The organism is Corynebacterium mastitidis DSM 44356, assembly GCF_000375365.1.
Lineage (GTDB): Bacteria > Actinomycetota > Actinomycetes > Mycobacteriales > Mycobacteriaceae > Corynebacterium > Corynebacterium mastitidis.
This window is the reverse complement of record NZ_AQXB01000001.1, coordinates 446,530-459,553: the sequence shown is the minus strand read 5'-3', so window position 1 is coordinate 459,553 and position 13,024 is coordinate 446,530. Positions and strand designations below refer to the sequence as shown.

16 protein-coding genes and 2 tRNA genes are annotated in these 13,024 nt (G+C 65.2%); 10 read left to right on the top strand and 8 right to left on the bottom strand.

What is annotated here, in order from left to right; genetic code table 11:
• Positions 1-269: 269 nt before the first annotated feature.
• Positions 270-548 (bottom strand): hypothetical protein, encoded by a 279-nt coding sequence (locus tag B140_RS11655; protein ID WP_018117717.1) that lies wholly within the window; start codon positions 546-548, stop codon positions 270-272.
• Positions 549-621: 73 nt separating this feature from the next.
• Between B140_RS11655 and B140_RS0102190 the strand changes: the two genes are divergently transcribed.
• From B140_RS0102190 to B140_RS0102180, 3 genes are read left to right on the top strand one after another with little or no spacing between them, the layout of a single operon-like run.
• Positions 622-864: a holin gene (locus B140_RS0102190; RefSeq protein WP_018117716.1), complete on the top strand. Its 243-nt coding sequence runs from the start codon at positions 622-624 to the stop codon at positions 862-864.
• Between the two features lie 60 nt (positions 865-924).
• Positions 925-1,275, top strand: a complete 351-nt coding sequence (locus tag B140_RS0102185; protein ID WP_244874372.1) for a hypothetical protein — start codon at positions 925-927, stop codon at positions 1,273-1,275.
• Positions 1,265-1,651 (top strand): hypothetical protein, encoded by a 387-nt coding sequence (locus B140_RS0102180; RefSeq protein WP_156801605.1) that lies wholly within the window; start codon positions 1,265-1,267, stop codon positions 1,649-1,651. The genes B140_RS0102185 and B140_RS0102180 overlap by 11 nt, the downstream gene beginning before the upstream one ends.
• A 121-nt stretch (positions 1,652-1,772) precedes the next feature.
• Here the strand turns inward: B140_RS0102180 and B140_RS0102175 are convergent, their stop codons facing one another.
• Both B140_RS0102175 and B140_RS12875 read right to left on the bottom strand, forming a co-directional pair.
• A complete protein-coding gene (locus B140_RS0102175) occupies positions 1,773-2,174 on the bottom strand; it encodes an ImmA/IrrE family metallo-endopeptidase (RefSeq protein WP_244874366.1) in 402 nt (133 codons plus the stop codon).
• Positions 2,152-2,679, bottom strand: a complete 528-nt coding sequence (locus B140_RS12875) for a hypothetical protein (protein ID WP_156801604.1) — start codon at positions 2,677-2,679, stop codon at positions 2,152-2,154. Before B140_RS12875 ends, B140_RS0102175 begins: the two co-directional genes overlap by 23 nt.
• A 1,038-nt stretch (positions 2,680-3,717) precedes the next feature.
• Here B140_RS12875 and B140_RS13165 point away from each other — a divergent pair.
• On the top strand, positions 3,718-4,545 hold the full coding sequence (locus tag B140_RS13165; RefSeq protein WP_083912195.1) for a peptidoglycan recognition protein family protein: 828 nt from the start codon (positions 3,718-3,720) through the stop codon (positions 4,543-4,545).
• Positions 4,546-4,863: 318 nt separating this feature from the next.
• Here B140_RS13165 and B140_RS0102160 read toward each other — a convergent pair whose 3' ends face one another.
• The 4 genes from B140_RS0102160 to B140_RS0102145 all read right to left on the bottom strand — a co-directional run bounded on the left by B140_RS0102160 (position 4,864) and on the right by B140_RS0102145 (position 7,906).
• A complete protein-coding gene (locus B140_RS0102160; RefSeq protein ID WP_156801603.1) occupies positions 4,864-5,628 on the bottom strand; it encodes an excalibur calcium-binding domain-containing protein in 765 nt (254 codons plus the stop codon).
• 222 nt (positions 5,629-5,850) lie between these two features.
• Positions 5,851-6,375 carry an excalibur calcium-binding domain-containing protein gene (locus tag B140_RS14600; RefSeq protein ID WP_018117708.1) on the bottom strand — a complete coding sequence of 175 codons (525 nt, stop codon included), beginning with the start codon at positions 6,373-6,375 and terminating at the stop codon, positions 5,851-5,853.
• Between the two features lie 258 nt (positions 6,376-6,633).
• Entirely contained in the window at positions 6,634-6,957 is a 324-nt protein-coding gene (locus B140_RS0102150; RefSeq protein WP_018117707.1) for a hypothetical protein, read from the bottom strand.
• Between the two features lie 355 nt (positions 6,958-7,312).
• Entirely contained in the window at positions 7,313-7,906 is a 594-nt protein-coding gene (locus B140_RS0102145; protein WP_018117706.1) for a CAP domain-containing protein, read from the bottom strand.
• 122 nt (positions 7,907-8,028) lie between these two features.
• Here B140_RS0102145 and B140_RS0102140 point away from each other — a divergent pair, with 122 nt between their 5' ends.
• The 6 genes from B140_RS0102140 (at position 8,029) to B140_RS0102115 (ending at position 11,635) form a co-directional block, all read left to right on the top strand.
• The gene (locus B140_RS0102140; RefSeq protein ID WP_018117705.1) at positions 8,029-8,493 is read left to right on the top strand and encodes a ribose-5-phosphate isomerase; all 465 of its coding nucleotides are present in this window, start codon (positions 8,029-8,031) and stop codon (positions 8,491-8,493) included.
• A gap of 74 nt (positions 8,494-8,567) precedes the next feature.
• Positions 8,568-8,642 (top strand) — tRNA-Gly (locus tag B140_RS0102135).
• Positions 8,643-8,736: 94 nt separating this feature from the next.
• Positions 8,737-8,810: transfer RNA gene (locus B140_RS0102130), tRNA-Pro, on the top strand.
• Between the two features lie 36 nt (positions 8,811-8,846).
• Positions 8,847-10,190 carry a trigger factor gene (tig, locus tag B140_RS0102125; RefSeq protein WP_018117704.1) on the top strand — a complete coding sequence of 448 codons (1,344 nt, stop codon included), beginning with the start codon at positions 8,847-8,849 and terminating at the stop codon, positions 10,188-10,190.
• A gap of 147 nt (positions 10,191-10,337) precedes the next feature.
• Positions 10,338-10,964 (top strand): ATP-dependent Clp protease proteolytic subunit, encoded by a 627-nt coding sequence (locus B140_RS0102120; RefSeq protein WP_083912194.1) that lies wholly within the window; start codon positions 10,338-10,340, stop codon positions 10,962-10,964.
• 44 nt (positions 10,965-11,008) lie between these two features.
• Positions 11,009-11,635, top strand: a complete 627-nt coding sequence (locus tag B140_RS0102115; protein WP_018117702.1) for an ATP-dependent Clp protease proteolytic subunit — start codon at positions 11,009-11,011, stop codon at positions 11,633-11,635.
• Positions 11,636-11,638: 3 nt separating this feature from the next.
• On the opposite strand, the gene B140_RS0102110 is transcribed toward B140_RS0102115, so the two are convergent.
• On the bottom strand, positions 11,639-13,024 hold the full coding sequence (locus B140_RS0102110) for a class I adenylate-forming enzyme family protein (protein ID WP_018117701.1): 1,386 nt from the start codon (positions 13,022-13,024) through the stop codon (positions 11,639-11,641).

The window sequence follows — 13,024 nt, the reverse complement described above, 5'->3', positions numbered from 1 at the left end:
GATAAGGAAGACCTGAGCACACTCAACGAGGCGAAAACTCGTGGCCTGCGCATGTGCCGGTGAATCCGCAGACAACCGCGCCCAACTGCGAGGCCCGAAGGACCAGGGCTGGGACGTCTCGTGGACGCCGCTCGTAAGCGGGACGGGAATCTGAACAAGGGCACCGTTGTGGAGCTTCTGGTGGTGGCGATCCACGAGCTGTGCGCCCTAGCCGCTGAGGTTAAGTCCCTGCGCGGTGAGATAGCCGCGCTCCGCGCAGGAAAGATCGCTTAGAAGGCCAAGAGGGGGAAGTACTTGGCGGCGTAGTCCGCCAAGGGCTCCATTTTCTGCTCCAGCGTGCCGGGGCCGCTGAGGAGCATCGACGTGCGCCCGTAGGCTTCCACGCCCTCGCGGATCGGTTCGGGCAGCCCCTCATAGATCAGCACGGGGGAGAGGAAATCTTCTGCGGAGCTTTCCGAGCTGATCTCGGCAGCCCCGGCGGTGGCGGTGCCGGTTAGCGCGGTGGTGGCGGCCACGGCGGCGGTAGTGAGTCGCAGACTGAGCTTCATAAGACGGTCCTTTCCGAGGATGGATTCACAGGCGATATCGAGGCTACCGAACACGGTGTTACAAGAAGGAGGAATGATGATGTGGACGAGGACTTTTTGGCTTGATACCGCCGAGCGGGCGGTGAAAACGTTGGCGCAGGCGTTGATCGCGGTGCTGGCGGTGGGCACCCCGATTTACGAGATCGCCTGGGCCGAGGCGCTGGGTATCGCGGCCACGGCGGCGGTGATCTCCGTGCTGACGTCCGTAGCGTCGGCGGGTGTGGGTGAGTCGGGTACCGCTGCGGTTGTGCCGGGCATGCCTGGGCAGGAGGACTAGCAGGTGGCGGGGCATGCGATGTATCGGCCCCCGGTGGCGTTGATTGTGCGCTCCCGGTGGGTGGGCTTGCTGATCCTCACGGTCGGGGTGGTGCTGCGCGGGGTGTGTTATCTCCCGGCGGTGGTGCCTGCCGATCATCGCGTGCCCGCGCTCGAGCGGGTTCTGCCGTTGCCGGCGTGGGCCGCCTTGTGGCTCGCGGCTGGGGCGTTCTGCCTGGCGTGCCTGATGCTGCATCGTGGGCTTGGTCCTGCGGTAGGTATCTGCGTGGCGCTGCATTTCTTGTGGGGGCTGCTCTATCTTTCCGCGTGGCTGCTTGATGAGTCCCCGCGCGGGTACGCCACGGCCCTGACGTACTTCATGGTGGTGGCCCTGACGTATTGGGGGTTTGGGAGGGGACGGGATGGGAGATGAGTCTATGAGCGTCGCGCTGATTAGCCTGCTCGGTATCGCCCTGACCGCCTTGTCTGGCCTGGCCGGATCGTGGATCACCAGCAGGGGAGCCAAGGAGAAGTCGGTTTCCGAGCAGTACAAGGCCTTGGTTGATGACATCCAGGAGTGGACCGAGACCCGGCTTGCGGAGCGCGATGAGCGTATCGAGGAGCTGCGGGAGGAGACTGCGGTGTTACGCACGGCTGTAGCCCGGCTGGAGGGCGATGTGCGTTCCTGGAAGGGACGCTACCGCGTAGCGGTGGAGCACATCGAGGCGCTGCGCCCCCTGGTGCCTGCTTCGCGACGCCCTCCCATACCCGAGCAGCTTCGCGGGGATGTCGCCGGGGTGGAGAAGTAAGGGACGAGCAGGCCGTCTGGTTGGTATCCGTTATGAGGACGCACGGGCATGAAGGCTTTACCCTGTGAGGGGCCATCCTCCGGCTGTGGTCGCTTGCCGTCCGAATTGCTCTCCTGCGCCGCTAGGCGACGCGCTCCCTGAGCCGCTTTTGCTCCCACAATCTTCGCCAGACGCCAAGAAGATGCTGCGTCACTCCCAACTCGGCGGCGATGCGCGCGGGATACGGGCCGTATATCTGTTCCGCTAGCGCGTACTCGGATGCGGAGACGAGCAACATGGCGGCATACTTATCCGCTTCGTTTTCGTGCTGGGGATGGTGCCCGGCGGGGTGCTCGTAGTGGGCGTGGCCTAGCTCGTGGGCAAGGGTGCAGCGTGTTTGCACCTCGGAGAGGTCGTGGCGCAGGCTGATCACTCTGCGAGAGGGAATCCACTTGCCCTTGGGCCCGTCTGAGTGCCACTCCACGGTGATCCCCTCCACCTCGGTCAAACGGATGAGGTTCTCAGTCAATAGGTTCTTCGCCACGCTCCCACCTCAGTTCGTCCTCGTCTAGTGAGCTATCGGCAGCATAAAGATCCTCCGTGACCGCGGGGGGAGTGCTGGTACCCCCGATCGCTTGATCGCGCTGCTTACGGCGCCTTTCTAGGCTAGTGACCTCGGAGCGACGACCCTCGTCGGCAAGCGGGGAGTGCCGTTCGATGTCGGCGATTTCCTCCGCGCGGGTTGCGGGGTTGAGCCGCCGTGCCAGCTCGAGAGCGAGGGCGCCATCTTCGGCCGTTTCTACGAGCTGGCCGGAAGAATCGAGGTGCGCCCGGACCTCGGCCTCGGTGAGGTGACCGTAGGTGATGAGCCCCTGAAGCGGGATGATGTCAAACGCTCTGCAGAGCGTGATGATCTCGCTGGCGTTGAACTGGTTTGCTACGAGGCGGCGTGTTGCTGAGGTACGGGATATTCCTAGCGCCGCCCCTATCTCATCCGCGGTTACCCTGCGTCCGTTGCGGGAGTAAATCCACTGCCGTAGGTCTGTCATGGCCGCCATTGTACTGTATCAATTTTGACACACCAATACCGCCACTTCCTGGTCGAACGCTGTGATCGTGCCCTGGTTATGGTTCAAAAACTTTGCATATAGCCACTGGCCGATTCATAATTGGTCCATCTTGAGGTGAGGAGGTGGATCGATGAATCGTTTTCTTATCAATCTGGACGAGCTGGACAGGTTGAAGAGGAAGCACGGGCTCACGTGTGTGGCGGACATCGCGCGATACACGGGAATGGGGCGCTCAACGTGGAGCAGGGCCATACGGACGCGGCGGCCAACGCCGGACGTGCTTGATGCGCTGGCCGCTATGGGGGCTCGCCCGGGAAGGGTGCTGGTGCTTGATGAGGGGAAGCGCGGCCGCGGGAGTCGAGCGTAGCGATGAGCAGGCTATGGCGTTTTTCAATTTTTAATTTTGCGCTACCGGAATGGATGTAGTGGGGGAACCATCCTGTGGCGGGCGAAGCAATTGTGTGAACCTTGTGGAAGGGTGTTTCGATTTTATGGCAAAATGCCTTCGAGTGGGGTGCTGGCTGCCAAGGGTGGCGCCAGATTTTTATGGAATCGGCCTCTGTGCCGAGCACTATCGGCAGATGTTCAGCGGGAAAATCGGTGCCGACTACGATCCCTCCTGCAGGGAGTGGCCCGTGGATAAGGCCATAGAATTACTAGAGTCTGAACGGCGTCCGGGTGAAAAGGATAGGGCCCTTGCCCGTCGTCTTGGGATATCCAAGGACATTGTCTACCGAACCTGCGGTCGGAAATGGCCTGTTTTAAGATCTGCGACCTGGGAGGATCTTTCCGAGGCGGTGGCAACCGCGCGTTACGGTCGCATGTGTGAAGAAGCGAGGTGCGTTGACTCCCCAGGTTCACCGCCGTGAGGTGGGGTTTATCGTCCCGGCTCGACGGGGTGGACGCTGCTTCTTGGGTATGCCTCCCCGCTGTTTGACCGTTGCCTTTCGCGGGATTTGTCGCAGACTGCGCCCGTATTTCTTGGTTGGTGTTTACTCATAGGGGAAAGGAGGAAAGATGAAAAATTGGAAAACACTAGAGCCTGACAAGACCAAGCTTATGAATAAAAATTTTCACGTTGGTCGAGCAGGTAAAAAGATAGACCACATTGTGAAACATCACAATGCTGGTGTCAACATGACCACTGAAGATTGTTGGGATACGTGGCAGATCCGAGAAGCCAGTGCCCACTATCAGGTGGAGGTGGATGGCACCATTGGCCGCCTTGTCAAGGACAGTGACACTGCCTGGCATGCAAACAACCTTCCGGTGAACCAAACCAGTATTGGTATCGAACATGCCAATACTGGTGGCGGTGAACAGGGATGGCCGATTAGTGATAAGACGATCGAGGAGGGCGCTCATCTTGCCGCCGCTCTGTGCGTCTATTACCGGTTGGGGCGGCCTGTTTTTGGCAAGAACATTCGAGATCACCGGGAGTACCACAGCACGTCGTGCCCGCATCAGCTTGCTCAGGGTGAAAAGCACCATGATCGCTGGATGCAGCGGGCGCAGTACTGGTACGACCACATGACCAATTCCGATTCCGAGGGAGGAACTTCTATGACTGTACTATCTGGCGTCTCTGCCGCCGCTCTGCATGAAGCGAAAGTCGCTTCCATCGAGGGCCGAGATAATTCCCGGGACAACCGCACCCAGCTTCGCGGTCCGAAGGACCAGGGCTGGGACGTGCCGTGGCTCGTCGAGGCGGCCCGCAAGCGTGACGGGAAGTTCAACAAGGGAACGCTCGTGGAACTGCTGGCGGTGTCTATTCACGAGCAGCGTTCTCTGGCTTCCGAGGTGAAGGCTCTGCGCGCAGACGTGACCGCCCTGAAGAAGCGCTAAGAGCGGGCAACCCAGCGGTAGTGAGCGAGCCTCGATGCTCATCGAGCATATTCGAAGGCTGGGGGCTTGTTCACTGTTCCCGAGGCGGCTCTATCGGGGTGGAATGAGCCTGGCTTCATGCTCTCGTGTCCGAGGGGATCGTGGGAACCTAATGGAGGTGGGAGACGCGACGGCGTCTCCCACCTCCATTGTTGTATAGGAGAGGTGCCGCCAGCGGTATCTGGAATGAATCCTTTATGGTGTTCTGTGCGCCGGGCGCTTCTATAAATGGAAAGGAGGCTTCCCGAGTTAAGGGAAGCCTCCGGTTAACAGGCCCTCTTAAGGGGCGGGCACGCCTGGGTCCGGCTCGTAGTCGATGTTCGGATCATCGTTCAGCCTCGCGATTTCTTCCCCGCTGTACGCCTGCGGAGTCTTGGTCGGGGTGGGCCAGGCCTTGGGCTCGGGCCAGTTTTCCGGCTCGCAGGCGAGCCCGTCGCCATCCCGGTCAAGGGCCGGGCGGTAGCCGGGGTCGCCCTCGCGGAGCGGGAGCGCGCCGTCGGCCTTCGCCTGCCCGCAGTTGGAGTAGTAGAGCTGCCCCACGGGCACCCCCTGCGCATCCACGGGATTGGGGTCGTAGATGTCAGTGTTCGCGTAGACGTTGGGATCCTCCTCGCCTTCGGCGGCGGCACCAGTATCTTGCTGCGCAGGGGGCGTCGGGTTGCCCTGCGCGGCGGCACCCTGCGACGCGGCCTGATTGGTCTGGCTGCCGCCCTGGCCCTGGTTGGGGGAGCCCGAATGCGCGAGGTTGACCTTCGTCGGGTTGCCCTGCGCTGCGGCGGGCGCGGAGGGGTCGCGGGGTTCCTTCGCCTGTGCCTCGGCGCTGAGCTGCTCCGCCTGGCGGGCCAGGGCGCTGGCGGAGGCGTCGAGTTCCTCCGCGCTGCTGGAGGTGGACGTCGAGGGAGCGGTGGTGCTGGTCACCGTGGTGGTGCTTGTGGCGCTGCTGGTGGTGGGCTGGGTTTCCTTGTCGCCTGCGCTGCAGGCGGTAAGAAAGATCGCGCCGGTGGAGAGCACTGCGAGCATGCGGGGAACAGATGCGCTAGGCATAAGGGCCTCCCTTTCGTAGTGGATAGTCTGTAGGCACTATATCGATATGCGTGACAAACGTTACATGGGGAATTGTGAATCGGCGGTAGGCGGCATACATCTTATGCGCGTAACAAGGGTCCTGTTTGCCTACGGAAATCGAGGTGGGCGGCGCGCTGTGCATAGCCTCGCCCCCGCGAGGCGTGCCGCCCCCCGCAACCCCTTCACGTCCCGGGGTTGTGGTTAGTTCTCTGAGTCGTGGCCGCCGGGGTATTCGCTGGGGTCGTAGTCGATGGTGGGGTCGTTCTTGAGGCGTTCGACGTCTTCCCAACCGAAGGCCTTGGGTACCTGGGTGGGGCTGGGCCATACTCCGGGTTCCGACCAGTTTTCGGGTTCGCAGGCGATGCCGTCGCCGTCTCGGTCAAGGGCGGGGCGGTAGCCGGGTTGGCCTTCGTGGAGGGGGAGGGCGAGCGCGGCTTCGGCTTGTCCGCAGTTGGAGTAGTAGGTTTCGCCGAGGGCTACGCCTTGGGCGTCGCGGGGGTTGGGGTCGTAGATCCTGCCCGGGGTGGGTGTGGGGGAGGGGGAGTTGGGGTCGGCCGGGTCCTGGATGGAGGGCGCGCTGGTCACCGGGTCGGCGGAGGGCGCGTCGGTGGTCGAGGGGCTGGCGGCCTCTGCGGCGGGCGTCGGCTCGACCTGGCTGCCGCAGGCCGCGAGGAGGCCGCCGGTGGCAACGGCGGCCAGGGCGTGTAGTGCGATGGATTGCCGCATGGGTGTCTCCCTTCTGAGTGATATTCCGCACTTAATGATACACGGGGTATCGGCGGGTGCGGGGGATGTTTTCTTGCGGTAGCACCGGGTAGGCGGTGACAAGCCTCCTCGCCGTCATGCCCGGATGCTCGCTGCCCGCACGCACGGGCACCCTATATAAGCAGCGCAAAAGCGCGTGAGGCCCGCCCTCCGAAAAGACGGGGAGCGGGTCTCACGCGCTATTCGGCACCCGCGCGGGTGCCGCCGGATCGCCGGGGATTAGCAGTCGGCCTCGGCCTCGGCGTCGTCGCCACCGCCGTTGCCGGCGCCACCGAAGAGGCCACCCAGGCCACCGAGGGTGTCCACGATGCCCTTGGCGGTGTCCACGCCCTTCTGGGCGTTGTCCAGGCGCTTGCCGGTCAGCTCGGCCTTCTCCATCTCGGAGGTCTTCTTGTCCTCCTTCTGCGCGGCGGCGGCCTCGGGGGAGAGGGTCTGGCCGGGCAGGAAGGAGGGGCGCTCGTCGGCCATCGCCGGGGCGATGGAGGCGGAGGCGGCCACCGCCACGGCGGCGGCGCTCACGGCGAACTTACGAGAAAGCTTCATCTCTGTGTTCCCTTTCGTTGTCTCTGACATGTCGCGCGGCGAGGAAATTGTATTTCGTGCCGCAGGGGGACAGTATAACCCCCGGCCCGGGGCGGGGCTAATTTAAAAGGTTACAATGCGGTAAATATTTGATGTCATTTTTAAAAAAGCCCCGCTGAGGCGGTTGAACGGCCCCGATGTCACTCTCGGGCGGCGGGCGGGTGGGGGTCCGGGTGTTGCGAAATATTTAAGGTCTATATTTGGTGAAGGTTACGCATTTGCGCGGCCATCGCGCGCAAATGCGCCTGCCTTAATCGGGGTTGTCCTTAATCGGGGCTGCCGCAGGCGAGAAAATCGAGAAAGATCCTAGGGGGATCTAGGAAAAGCGCTGCACGGAGTAGGTTCCGTTGGACTCGTGCGAGACCCCCACCCCGATCTCCGTGATCTCCGGGTCGAGGATGTTGGCGCGGTGCCCGTCCGATTCCATCCAGTCCTTCACGATCTCCTCGGCGCTCGCCGTGGTGCCCAGGAAGTGGATGTTCTCGGAGAAGTCCCCCTCGGCGTGATCGAACATTCCGGTGGTGCTCATGGTCTTGGCCCACTGCGCGGACTCCTCGGCCAGGGAGGCGTTGACCGTCAGGGGGTCGAGCCCGTGGTCCGCGCGGGCCTGGTTGGTCAGGTCCACGATGTCCTGGGCGGTGGAGTCCTCGGTGACGTCCTCGGCGGCCGGGTTGGCCTCGTCGGTGACCTTTTCCTCCTGCACCTCCTGGGCGGGTCCGGCCTCCTCCTGGAGCAGGGTGGCGTCGGCGGCCTCGGCCTCGGGGGCGTCGCCGAGCGAGTTGGCCGCGGCGGCCACGGGGGCGGCGGCCAGCGCGGCGGCGCCGGCCACCTTCGTGGCGGTGCCCGGGGAATCGGGGGACTCGTCGCGGGAATCGTCCGCCCGGGGTTCGTCTGCGGGGGTGTCGGTCATGTTTTCTCCTTTCGGCGGCCCCGGAGGGCCAGTAGGAAACGTTCTCGTACCCTTTTCGGTGCCGATCCTAGCGCCCCGTTCCCGGGCCGCGCGGGCGGGGCTTCTCCGATAGGATTGGTTCCATGCGCGTATATCTAGGGGCGGACCACGCCGGATTTGAGCTGAAGAACACCATCGCCGAGCACCTGCGTGGCGCGGGCCACGAGGTCATTGACTGCGGCGCCCACGACTACGACCCGGAGGATGACTACCCGGCGTTTTGCATCGAGGCCGCGCAGCGCACGGTGAACGATCCGGGCTCGCTCGGCATCGTGCTGGGCGGCTCCGGCAACGGCGAGCAGATCGCGGCCAACAAGGTCAAGGGCGCGCGGTGCGCCCTGGCCTGGTCGGAGGAGACGGCCCGGTTGGCGCGGGAGCACAACAACGCGCAGCTCATCGGCATCGGCGGGCGTATGCACTCCCCGGAGGACGCGCTGAAGATCGTGGACGCCTTCCTGGATCAGGAGTGGTCCCAGGCGGAGCGCCACCAGCGCCGCATCGACATCCTGGCGGATTACGAGCGCACGGGGATAGCGCCCACCGCGTAAGGGGCGGGGAGGGGAGGGGCCCTCGAGGCGTTTGGCGTCGTGCACGGGGTGCGATACACTGCCTATCGCACCAGGGGAACGTCGTATAGTGGCTAATACCTCAGCCTTCCAAGCTGAAGACGCGGGTTCGATTCCCGTCGTTCCCTCCAGTATCTTCAAGGCCCCGTCGCTCAAGCGGCGGGGCCTTTAACCTACCCCGGTGTGGCCGGGGGTGTAGCGGGGCCGGTAAAGTGGCGGCTCGTACGGGGCGTGGCGCAGCTTGGTAGCGCACCTGCTTTGGGAGCAGGGGGTCGCAGGTTCAAATCCTGTCGCCCCGACGTACATCATTATTGCCGAATCCAGGAGAGTGACTCGTGAAGAGTTCCGTCGAGAAGCTGAGCGACACCCGTGTCAAGCTCACTGTGAATGTTCCCTTCGATGAGCTGAAGGGCGAGCTTGACCAGGCCTACGCCGCCATTGCCCAGCAGGTGACCATCCCCGGTTTCCGCAAGGGGAAGGCTCCTCGCCAGCTTATCGACGCCCGCTTCGGGCGCGGCCCCATCCTGGAGCAGGTGGTCAACGACATGCTGCCCTCCCGCTACGAGGCCGCCCTGGGCGAGAACGAGCTGAACCCGCTGGGCCAGCCGGACGTGGACGTCACCGAGATCAAGGACAAGGAGTACGTGGAGTTCACCGCCGAGGTGGACGTGCGACCCGAGATCGAGGTGCCGGACTTCTCGGGCATCGAGGTCACCGTGCCCGCGCTCGAGGTGGACGAGAAGGCCGTGGACGAGGCCATCGACCAGCTTCGCGGCCGCTTCGGTGAGATGAAGGACACCAAGCGCAAGCTCAAGACCGGCGACTTTGCCGTCATCGACCTCAAGGCCACCATCGACGGCGAGGTCGTGGACGAGGCCACCACCGAGGGCCTGTCCTACGAGATCGGCCAGGGCGACCTCATTGACGGCCTGGACACCGCCCTGCGCGGCATGAAGACCGGCGAGGACAACGAGTTCACCGCCACGATCCGCAGCGGCGAGCACAAGGACGAGGAGGCCACCATCTCCGTCCACGTCCAGCAGACCAAGGAGCGCAAGCTCCCGGAGCTGGACGAGGAGTTCGTGCAGATGGCCTCCGAGTTTGACACGGTGGAGGAGCTGCGCGAGTCCACCAAGAGCCAGGTGGAGGAGTCCAAGAAGGCCGAGCAGGCCACCGCCATCCGCGACGCCGTGCTGGAGAAGGCCCTGGCCGACGCCTCCTTCCCCCTGCCCGAGGGCGTGGTCAACGAGCAGGTACACAACCAGCTCCACCAGCTCCTCGGCCAGCTTGCCCACGACGAGGCCGCGCTGAACTCCGCCCTGGAGCAGCAGGGCACCAGCCGCGAGGAGTTCGATAAGGAGCAGCGCAAGAGCGCCGAGGAGGCCGTGCGCACGCAGCTCTTCCTCGACGCCCTGGCGGAGCAGGAGTCCCCCGAGGTCTCCCAGCAGGAGCTGACCGATCACATCATGTTCACGGCCCAGGCCTACGGCATGGACCCCAACCAGTTCGTGCAGCAGCTCTCCCAGTCCGGGCAGATCGCCAACCTGTTCTCCGACGTGCGCCGAGGCAAGGCCCTGGCCGCCGCCATCTGCCGCACCCAGGTGAAGGACTCCGAGGGCAACGCGGTGGACCCCACCGAGTACTTCGGCGAGGAGGACGAGGCCGAGGATAAGGAGTAATCCTTACACACCCCTCGTCGAGGCCCGGCTCCGCGGAGCCGGGCCTTTCCCATTGCCGCCGGAAGGTCTTAAGCCGGCTTCAACGCTGTGAGCGAACAGCGGGCCTTTTGCCCGGGCGCGCGGGTAGCCTGTGGGAGGTATCGAGGAATGACAAAGAACCAAGGAGAGGAAACCATGAACGTACCTACCACGATGGCGGCGGAGGCCCAGGGCCTCAACCTGAGCGACTCCGTGTACGAGCGCCTGCTGCGGGAGCGGATCATCTTCCTGGGCAGCCAGGTGGACGACGAGATCGCCAATAAGCTGTGCGCCCAGATCCTGCTGCTCTCCGCGGAGGACCCCACCCGGGACATCTCCCTTTACATCAACTCCCCGGGCGGCTCCGTGACGGCGGGCATGGCCATTTATGACACGATGAAGTATTCCCCCTGCGACGTGGCCACCTACGGCATGGGCCTGGCGGCGTCGATGGGGCAGTTCCTGCTCACGGCGGGCACCCCCGGCAAGCGCTTCGCCCTGCCGCACGCCCGGATTATGATGCACCAGCCCTCGGCGGGCGTGGGCGGCACGGCGGCGGACATCGCCATCCAGGCCGAGCAGTTTGCGGCCACCAAGAAGGAGATGGCGCAGCTCATCGCGGAGCACTCGGGGCAGACCTTCGAGCAGATCACCAAGGATTCCGACCGCGACCGCTGGTTCACCGCCGCGCAGGCCAAGGAGTACGGGCTGGTGGATCACGTGATTACCACCGCCCAGGGGTCGGTCAGCAACTAGCAGGCGAGTAATCGAAGAATACTGATACAAGAGGAGACGATCCCATGAATAACGCTTTCCAGATGCCCTCGGCCCGCTACGTGCTGCCTTCCTTCATCGAGCAGTCCGCCTACGGCACCAAGGAGACCAACCCCTACGCCAAGCTCTTCGAGGAGCGCATCATCTTCCTGGGCACCCAGGTGGACGACACCTCGGCCAACGACATCATGGCGCAGCTTTTGGTGCTGGAGGGCCTGGACCCGGACCGGGACATCACCATGTACATCAACTCCCCGGGCGGCTCGTTTACCGCGCTCATGGCCATCTACGACACGATGCAGTACGTGCGCCCGGACGTGCAGACGGTGTGCCTGGGCCAGGCAGCCTCGGCGGCGGCGGTGCTGTTGGCCGCCGGTGCCAAGGGCAAGCGCGCGGTGCTGCCCAACTCCCGCGTGCTCATCCACCAGCCGGCCACTCAGGGCACCCAGGGGCAGGTCTCCGACCTGGAGATCCAGGCCGCCGAGATCGAGCGCATGCGCACCCTGATGGAAAAGACGCTGGCGGCCCACACCGGGCGCACCGCCGAGCAGATCCGCATCGACACGGATCGAGACAAGATCCTCACCGCCGAGGAGGCGGTGGAGTACGGCATCGCGGATCAGGTGTTCCAGTACCGCAAGCTCAACGACTAGCCCCTACTCGTCCGCGTCCCCCGCGTGGCCGTGGAGGCGGCGCCGCAGGATCTTGCCGGTGGCGGCCCGGGGGATGGACTCCACCACGGTGACCCGCCGCACCTTCTTGTAGGGGGCCACCCGCCGCGCCACCCACTCGCGGACCTCGGCGGGTGCGGCGGTGCCCACCACGAAGGCGTGGGGCACCTCCTCGCCCCGGAGGGTGCCGCGCGTGACGGCCACGTCGCGCACCCCGGGGCAGGAGGCGATGACCTCCTCCAGCTCCGCCGGGCTGACCTGGTAGCCCCGGTACTTGATGATCTCCTTGGTGCGCCCGGTCACGCGCAGCCCGCCGTCCGGGGTGGGGGCCACCAGGTCGCCCGTGGGCAGCCAGCCCTCCACCAGCGGGCCGGGGGCGTCGAGGTATCCGGAGCAGAGCTGCGGGCCGCGCACCCAGAGCTCGCCGTCCACGATCCTGGTCTCCGTGCCGTCCACCGGGCGGCCGATCCCCAGGGGATCGCCCCGGCGCATCATGTGGGTCACGGGGGATGCCTCCGTCATGCCGTAGCCCTGGATGATCTCCACGTCCAGGCGCTCGCCCACGCGGCGGGCGAGGTCGGGACGCAGGTCCGCCGCCCCGGAGAGCATGACGCGGGTGTGGCGGAAGTCCTCGGCCGAGTAGTCCGCCGAGTAGTCCTCGGAGTCCAGGGCGGCCACGATGGGCGGGGCCACGTAGCTCCACCCGATGCGGTGCTGCGCGTGCAGGCGGGCGAAGGCGCGGGGGGTAAAGCGCGGCATGAGCACCACGTGGTTGCCGTTGGCTAAGGAGCTGTGCAGCAGCACATTCAGCCCGTAGATGTGGCTCAGCGGCAGGGGAGCGAGCACGCTCCAGCCCGGGTCGAGTCCGTTGCCGCGCAGGGCGGCCACCGTCTGGCGGATGTTCGCGCTCAGCGCGCGATGGCTGAGCATCACCGGCTTGGGTTCCGCCGTGGTGCCGGAGGAGAGCGCGAGCACGGCGGTGGCCTCCGGGTCCTCCGTGGCGGGGGAGGGGGACAGGGGGCGGCTGGCGCCCGCGTGGAGCGCCCGGGCCGCGGCGGCGTCGATGCGCCTCCGGGCCCCGGTGCGCTGCATGGCCCGCCGCGTCTCCTCCTCGGTGAGCAGCGGATTGAGCGGCACCACGGTGGCCCCGGCGCCGAGGATGCCGTGAAAGGCGGTGGCGAACTCCACGGAGCTGGGCGTTTGCAGCGCCACCGCCTCGCTGGGGCGCACGCCGCGCTCGCGCAGGGCCAGGGTGCTGGCCTCGATGAGGGCGCGCAGCTCGCGGAAGGCGAGGCGGCCTCGGGGGTCGCTCAGCGCCGGGCGCTCCGGGGCGCCGCCGGACAGGATCTCCTGGGTGATGGGGGAATGCAC

Excerpts from the sequence above, each read along its gene's own strand:
- B140_RS11655 (WP_018117717.1), bottom strand. The coding sequence starts at position 548 with ATGAAGCTCAGTCTGCGACTCACTACCGCCGCCGTGGCCGCCACCACC.
- B140_RS0102190 (WP_018117716.1), top strand. The coding sequence starts at position 622 with ATGATGATGTGGACGAGGACTTTTTGGCTTGATACCGCCGAGCGGGCG.
- B140_RS0102180 (WP_156801605.1), top strand. The coding sequence starts at position 1,265 with ATGGGAGATGAGTCTATGAGCGTCGCGCTGATTAGCCTGCTCGGTATC.
- B140_RS12875 (WP_156801604.1), bottom strand. The coding sequence starts at position 2,679 with ATGACAGACCTACGGCAGTGGATTTACTCCCGCAACGGACGCAGGGTA.
- B140_RS13165 (WP_083912195.1), top strand. The coding sequence starts at position 3,718 with ATGAAAAATTGGAAAACACTAGAGCCTGACAAGACCAAGCTTATGAAT.
- B140_RS0102160 (WP_156801603.1), bottom strand. The coding sequence starts at position 5,628 with ATGCCTAGCGCATCTGTTCCCCGCATGCTCGCAGTGCTCTCCACCGGC.
- B140_RS14600 (WP_018117708.1), bottom strand. The coding sequence starts at position 6,375 with ATGCGGCAATCCATCGCACTACACGCCCTGGCCGCCGTTGCCACCGGC.
- B140_RS0102150 (WP_018117707.1), bottom strand. The coding sequence starts at position 6,957 with ATGAAGCTTTCTCGTAAGTTCGCCGTGAGCGCCGCCGCCGTGGCGGTG.
- B140_RS0102145 (WP_018117706.1), bottom strand. The coding sequence starts at position 7,906 with ATGACCGACACCCCCGCAGACGAACCCCGGGCGGACGATTCCCGCGAC.
- B140_RS0102140 (WP_018117705.1), top strand. The coding sequence starts at position 8,029 with ATGCGCGTATATCTAGGGGCGGACCACGCCGGATTTGAGCTGAAGAAC.
- B140_RS0102120 (WP_083912194.1), top strand. The coding sequence starts at position 10,338 with ATGACAAAGAACCAAGGAGAGGAAACCATGAACGTACCTACCACGATG.
- B140_RS0102115 (WP_018117702.1), top strand. The coding sequence starts at position 11,009 with ATGAATAACGCTTTCCAGATGCCCTCGGCCCGCTACGTGCTGCCTTCC.